The sequence below is a fragment of the Demequina sp. genome (assembly GCF_024642165.1).
GTDB lineage: Bacteria > Actinomycetota > Actinomycetes > Actinomycetales > Demequinaceae > Demequina.
This window is the reverse complement of the sequence record NZ_JAHEBP010000161.1, coordinates 1-3,538: the sequence shown is the minus strand read 5'-3', so window position 1 is coordinate 3,538 and position 3,538 is coordinate 1. Positions and strand designations below refer to the sequence as shown.

Annotated in this window: 4 protein-coding genes and 1 pseudogene; 4 read left to right on the top strand and 1 reads right to left on the bottom strand. The window is 71.7% G+C overall.

Features of this window, described 5'->3' with window-relative positions:
- Positions 1-236: pseudogene (locus Q0L54_RS10885) on the top strand (hypothetical protein); the annotation flags it as partial.
- A gap of 45 nt (positions 237-281) precedes the next feature.
- Here the strand turns inward: Q0L54_RS10885 and Q0L54_RS10880 are convergent.
- Entirely contained in the window at positions 282-1,046 is a 765-nt protein-coding gene (locus Q0L54_RS10880) for an ATP-binding cassette domain-containing protein (RefSeq protein WP_366937965.1), read from the bottom strand.
- 98 nt (positions 1,047-1,144) lie between these two features.
- Between Q0L54_RS10880 and Q0L54_RS10875 the strand changes: the two genes are divergently transcribed.
- From Q0L54_RS10875 to Q0L54_RS10865, 3 genes are all read left to right on the top strand, one after another.
- Positions 1,145-1,855 (top strand): ABC transporter permease, encoded by a 711-nt coding sequence (locus Q0L54_RS10875; RefSeq protein ID WP_296668031.1) that lies wholly within the window; start codon positions 1,145-1,147, stop codon positions 1,853-1,855.
- Positions 1,852-2,583, top strand: a complete 732-nt coding sequence (locus Q0L54_RS10870; protein ID WP_296668029.1) for an ABC transporter permease — start codon at positions 1,852-1,854, stop codon at positions 2,581-2,583. Before Q0L54_RS10875 ends, Q0L54_RS10870 begins: the two co-directional genes overlap by 4 nt.
- A 182-nt stretch (positions 2,584-2,765) precedes the next feature.
- On the top strand, positions 2,766-3,538 hold a 773-nt coding region (locus tag Q0L54_RS10865), incomplete at its 3' end, for a glycine betaine ABC transporter substrate-binding protein (protein ID WP_296668027.1).

Here is a 3,538-nt window from a genome sequence, read left to right as displayed (position 1 = left end):
TCGCATCGTTCGCGGAGGACGCCACCGCGGTGGCGCTGAGCCTCATCGCGATCTTCGTCCCCATCCTGGTCTTCGTGGTGCTGATCGCGATGGGCGCGGTGTTCTACCGCATCGTCACCACGGGCCGGCGGCGCCGGCACCGGCGGGCGCAGCTCGAGGCGGAGGAGCGCGCCGAGCGCGAGGAACGCGCCGCCGCGGGCATCAAGACGCCGTGGTGGCGGGGCCGCTGGCGGTGACGCCTCCCCCACGCACGGTCCCTTGAGAGGGGACGATGCGCGGGATCAGGCCGCGGGCGCCTCGCCGAAGTCCGCGAGGAAGTCCGCGACGAACGCGTTCGCCGGCGCCTCGGTGACCTCTTCGGGGGTGCCCAGCTGCTCCAGCACTCCGCCCCGCGACAGCACCGCGATGCGATCCGCGAGCAGTACCGCCTCCCGGATGTCGTGGGTCACCATCACCACGGTGGTGCCGAGCTCTCGCTGCAGCGCCTGGAACTCCCGCTGCAGCCGACGCCTGCCCTGCGGGTCGACCGCGCCGAAGGGCTCGTCCATGAGCAGCACGGGCGGCCGCACCGCGAGCGCCCGGGCCACACCTACGCGCTGACGCTCGCCGCCGGACAGCTCGTGCGGGTAGCGGGGCCCGTAGGTGGCCTCCGGCAGCCCCACCAGGTCGAGCAGCTCGGCCACCCGCACGGCGATGTCCGCGCGGTCCCACTTCAGCAGTCGGGGGACGGTCGCGACGTTCTGCGACACCGTGCGGTGCGGGAACAGGCCCACGTGCTGGATGACGTAGCCGATGCCGCGGCGAAGCTCGACGGGATCCTGGCCCATGACGTCCACGCCGTCCACGGAGATCACTCCCCCGCTGGGCTCGACCAGCCGGTTGATCATGCGCAGGGTGGTCGACTTCCCGCAGCCCGACGGCCCCACCAGCGCCAGCACCTCGCCCGAGCGCACCCGCAGGTCGAGAGATTCGACCGCCGCGGTGCCGTCCGCGTAGATCTTCCGCACGCCGGCGAGCTCGATGCCGGGAGTGGCGCTGGTGTCCATCCGGCCACCGTAGCCTGACGCGGGCGACGTGCCCAGGCACCGCGGCATCGTCCACGACGGATCTGGGACGATGCGTGCCCTGCCTGTACGGTCGAGGGGTGGACAATCCCTGGCTGTCGCTCGACTACCTGCGGCGCAGCGGCGGCGAGGTCTGGGACCAGCTGGTGATCCACACCTCTCTGACGCTCCAGGCGGTCCTGATCGCCGCCGCGATCGCGCTGCCGCTGGCGATCGTCGCTCGACGCATCCCGCGCCTGTCGGGACCCATCCTCGGGGTCACCGGGGTGCTGTACACGGTGCCGTCGCTGGCGCTGTTCGGCCTGCTCGCGCCGTTCACGGGGATCGGACGCACCACGGTGCTCATCGGGCTCGTCTCGTACGCGTTGCTGGTGCTGGTGAGGAACATCATCGTGGGGCTCGAGGGGGTGGACCGGGACGTGGTGGACGCCGCGCGCGGCCTGGGCTACCGCCGCACACGGCTGCTGTTCACGGTCGAGCTCCCCAACGCGCTGCCCAGCATCGTCGCCGGCCTGCGGCTCGCGACCGTCACCACGGTGGCGCTGGTCACGGTGGGCGTGGTGGTGGGCTATGGCGGGCTGGGGCAGCTCATGTTCCGCGGCCTGCAGTCCAACTACCGTGCGCAGATCGCGACCAGCACGCTGCTATGCCTGGCGCTGGCCCTGGTGCTGGACCTCGCGATCGTGCTGCTCGCGAGGTGGGCGATGCCGTGGACGCGGACCGGCGGCCGGCGTGCGCGCCGCCGGGCCGAGGCCGCACGGGCGGATGCCGCCGCGGAGGCCTCGGCATGAGCACCGTCGGCGACGCCTGGGACTACCTCACGGATCCCGTCAGCTGGACCGGCGAGAACGGACTGTTCGGCACCAACTTCGACGGGTCGCTGCGCTTCCAGCGCGACTCGATCCTGGCGCTCACCCTCGAGCACCTCTATATGTCGGCCGCTGCGGTCGGCATCGCAGCGGCGATCGCGCTGCCGCTCGGGCTGTGGCTGGGGCACCTGCGCCGCGGCGGCGGCGTCACCACCGTCATCGCCAACGTCTCACGCGCCATGCCCACGCTCGCGTTGCTCACCCTGTTCGCCGCATCGGCGATCGGGTTCGGCAACCGAGCGGTGATCATCGCGGCCGCGATCTTCGCCTTCCCGCCGATTCTCACCAACGCGTTCACCGGCATGGCGGGCGTGGACGCCGACGTGCGCGATGCGGCGTTCGGCCAGGGCATGACGCGGCGGCAGGTGGCGCTGCACGTCGAGCTCCCGCTGGCCGTGCCGCTCATCGCGGCCGGCCTGCGCACCTCCGTCACGCAGACCATCGCCACGGTGCCGCTGGCCGCCCTCGTAGGCGGCGGCGGCCTGGGAGTCATCATCGTCACCGCGCTCGCCACCCAGCGCTACGGCGAGGCGCTCGCGGGCGGCATCCTGGTCGCCGCGCTGTGCCTGGGCATCGACTTCGGGCTCTCGCGGCTGCAGCGCCGCGTCACCCCGGCGCCCCTGCGCAGCCGGGCCACCGTGGCCGCCTGAACCCCCGCATCGTCCCCCGCTCAGTAGATCTCGATCGGGCATCGTCCACCCATCCGCCCTCCCCTCGGCCGCGAATGCTGAATACCCTGGAAACCGCGTCGCGCGGGGAACAATCACCCTCCCGTGACGGTTGGATCCAGTGTTGAGGCCCCACCAAGTTCATCCCTACCACCAGGAGTGACATGCGTACCAGAACCGGACTCATCGCGGCCGCCGCCGTGAGCGCCCTCTTGCTGGCCGGCTGCAGCTCCGGCTCGTCCGAGCCGGCCGCCAGCGGCGCGTCCCCCAGCGACTCCGCGATGGCGAAGGAGTGCCTGCCCGTCCCGGGCGACGCCCTCACCGTGCTCGCGGACGACAAGATGCTGCAGAACGCCGACAACATGATCCCCGCGATCAACGCCGACGCCGCCACGCCCGAACTGATCGCCGGGCTCGACGCCGTGTCCGCGGTGCTGACCACGGACGACCTGATCCAGCTCAACAAGGCGGTCGACATCGACCGCCAGACCTCGCTGGAGGCCGCGACGCAGTACGTGGCCGACAAGGGCATCGTTTCTCCCGAGACCGGATCCGGGTCGATCGTGATCGGCGCCGCCAACTTCTCCGAGAACATCACCGTCGCGGAGATCTACTCGGCGGTGCTCGCCTCGGCAGGCTTCGAGACCGAGGTCCGGACCATCGGCAACCGGGAGACCTACCTGCCCGCGCTCGAGAGCGGCGAGATCCAGGTGGTGCCGGAGTACGCCGCGACCGTGACCGAGTTCCTCAACCGCGCCGCCAACGGCGCGGAGGCGGACGCGGTCGCGTCGGGCGACATCGACGCGACCGTGGCGGCACTCGCCCCGCTGGCCGAGGCCGTCGGGCTCGTTTTCGGAGCGCCGTCCGCGGCGCAGGATCAGAACGCGTTCGCGGTGACGCAGGCGTTCTCGGACGAGTACGGGATCACGTCGCTCAC